Origin of the sequence: Halomonas sp. (assembly GCF_031581305.1) — a bacterium.
GTDB lineage: Bacteria > Pseudomonadota > Gammaproteobacteria > Pseudomonadales > Halomonadaceae > Halomonas.
Genome location: NZ_JAVLBC010000296.1, coordinates 1 through 2,475 on the forward strand (window position 1 = coordinate 1; position 2,475 = coordinate 2,475).

Annotated in this window: 3 protein-coding genes; all 3 read right to left on the reverse strand. The window is 63.4% G+C overall.

Translation table 11 applies throughout. From position 1 onward, the window contains the following. The coding region (locus tag RI841_RS15930; RefSeq protein WP_310706613.1) for a transposase at positions 1-622 on the reverse strand (622 nt) is incomplete at its 3' end. 235 nt (positions 623-857) lie between these two features. Continuing rightward, positions 858-2,135: a TRAP transporter large permease gene (locus RI841_RS15935; protein WP_310706614.1), complete on the reverse strand. Its 1,278-nt coding sequence runs from the start codon at positions 2,133-2,135 to the stop codon at positions 858-860. Further along, positions 2,132-2,475: TRAP transporter small permease subunit (locus RI841_RS15940; RefSeq protein WP_310706615.1), on the reverse strand; the 344-nt coding region annotated here is incomplete at its 5' end. The genes RI841_RS15935 and RI841_RS15940, both read right to left, overlap by 4 nt.

Here is a 2,475-nt window from a genome sequence, read left to right on the forward strand (position 1 = left end):
GCCGGAAGCTGTTGCGCCCGGCATAGGGGGTGCCATTGGAATCCACAGCGAAATGCGCCACGCCCATGTCCAGGCCAACGGCCGATGTGGCAGGGTGACGCGGCGGCTCGCTCAGTTCGATCTCGACCTGGAAGCTGATGTGCCAGTGACCGCCCTCGAGGCCTACGGTGCAACTGGTGACCTTGCCCACCACCGGACGCGACTGGCGAAAGCGCACCCAGCCCAGGCCGGCGGGCAGCTTCACACGACGATGATCGAGCCGACAGTATTTGGGGAAGTTGACGAAGCGGATGCTGTCACGCGACGTGCCTTTCTTCTTGAAGCGGGGCGCGTCAGCCGCCAGGCCCGGCATCAAATGACGCTGCCAGGCGGCATCCAGATCGCGCAGCTTCTGCTGGAGGTTGTCAGTATACGCCTCGGTCAGAAACGTCGTCGCCTCCTGACGCTTCCAGGCGGTGATCCAGCCGGCCATCGTGCCATAGCGTGGCACTCGATCGCCGTTTTCACGAGCGGAGAGACATGCCGCCAGGGCCTGGTTCCAGACGAAGCGTGCGTGACCAGCCAGCACCCGTAACCGTGCCGCCTGCTGCGGCGTCGGGTCGAGGCGGTACTTGAGACCCATCTGTCGCTTCATCGATATTGGGCGCGCTACGATACTGGACATATATACACATTAGCTATCAGTGTCGAGCGACACAAGTGAGCCGAAGGCTCACTCCGCATTCCCCCACACACCTTGGTCGGTGTGGGTACCCTGCGGATTTAGGATGGGGATGCGGCTCACCACCGACCAGTCAGGGTCGGGGTGGCGGTCGATGGGCGATGAAAGAGAGCGGTTCACGAAGGTCTCCATGGGGTCAACCAAGCTGGGTCGGTAGCCAGAGGGTCAAAGAGGGAAACAGGATCAGCAGGACCAGCACCAGGATCGCGATCACCACGAACGGCCAGATGGTGCGAAACAGCGAGGTGATCTCGAGCCGGCTTACCGCGGCTGCCACGAACACGCAGGCGCCCATCGGCGGAGTGATCAGGGCAATCGTGATGTTCAAGGTGATGATGATGCCCAGGTGCACTGGGTCGATGCCCGCCATCATGGCCACGGGAGAGAAGATCGGCGTCAGCAGCATCAGGGCCGAGACCTCCTCCATGAACATGCCGGTGACGAAGGTGATCAGGCTCAGCAGCAGCAGGATCACCACCGGCTGCTCGATGTAGGGGGCCAGCAGGGCCACGAACTCATTGGGTACCTGGGCATAGGAGAGCAGCCAACTGATGGTGGCCGAGGCGGCCATGATCAGGAAGATCGCCGAGGTCAGGCGTGTGGTATCGACCATGGCTTTCCAGAAGTCGGCGATGCGCAGATTGCCCTGCGCCAGGCCGCACAGTGCGACGTAGAGCGCCGTGAGAGCACCGGATTCGGTGGGTGTGACGAAGCCCATGACGATCCCCGAGACGATGATGAAGGGGGCCACCAGCGCGGGCAGGGCGCCCAGGGCCGTCACGGCCAGTTCCCGACGCGAGGGAAGGCCACCACGCTTCTCCAGACCCTTGTGCCAGGCATACCAGGCGTTCATGCTCATGAACGCGAGACCCAACAGCAAGCCTGGGATCACCCCGGCGAGAAACAGGTCACCGACCGAGGTGTTGGTCAGCGAGGCGTAGAGGATCATGAAGATGCTGGGCGGGATGATCGGCCCGATCAGTGAGCTACCGGCCGTCAGGCCCGCGGCAAAGGCGGTGGAGTAGCCCTCCTTGCGCATGGGCGGCACGAGCAGCGAGCCCAGCGCCGAGGTGTCGGCCACCGCGGAGCCGTTCACCCCGGCGAAGAAGATGCTGGAGACCACGTTGACATGGCCCATGCCGCCGCGCAGGTGGCCGACCAGCAGCTTGGCAAAGGCCATGAGCCGGTCCGTCAGTCGGGTCACGTTCATCAGGTTACCGGCCAGGATGAACAGCGGAATGGCCATCAGCGAGAAGGCATTGATACCGCTGAAGAACTGCTGGGGCATCATGCGCGGGATCATCGCGGGATCCACGAACAGGAAGCCCACTACCGCCGTCGTGAGCAGCGAGATAAACAGCGGCAACCCCAGCAGGACGTGCACGAGGAAGACGGCCAGCATGGTCAAGGTCATGCGGGATCCTCCGTGAGCGTCTTGAGGGGGGCCGGTCCCTGCCACAGGGCATGCCAGGCCAGCAGTGCGAAGCCGATCGGCACCGACAGCATGGGAATAGTCCTGCTGATCCCCAGCCCCTGGCTGGTGAACATCGAGACGGACATCGCGTAGCGATAACTGATGATGGCGGCGCCGACGGCAATGCCCAACGTCAGAAACCACTGATAGAGGTTGAGGAGGCGGCACAGCGGCGCTGGAAGCAGGCGCTCGATCAGCGCGACACGCATGTGGCCACCCTCCACCCAGACGGCACCGGCCCCGAGCAGCACGCTGCCGATGATAAAAAAGCGGGCCAGCT

Coding starts and splice junctions, on each gene's coding strand:
- RI841_RS15935 (WP_310706614.1), bottom strand. CDS start 2,135: ATGACCTTGACCATGCTGGCCGTCTTCCTCGTGCACGTCCTGCTGGGG.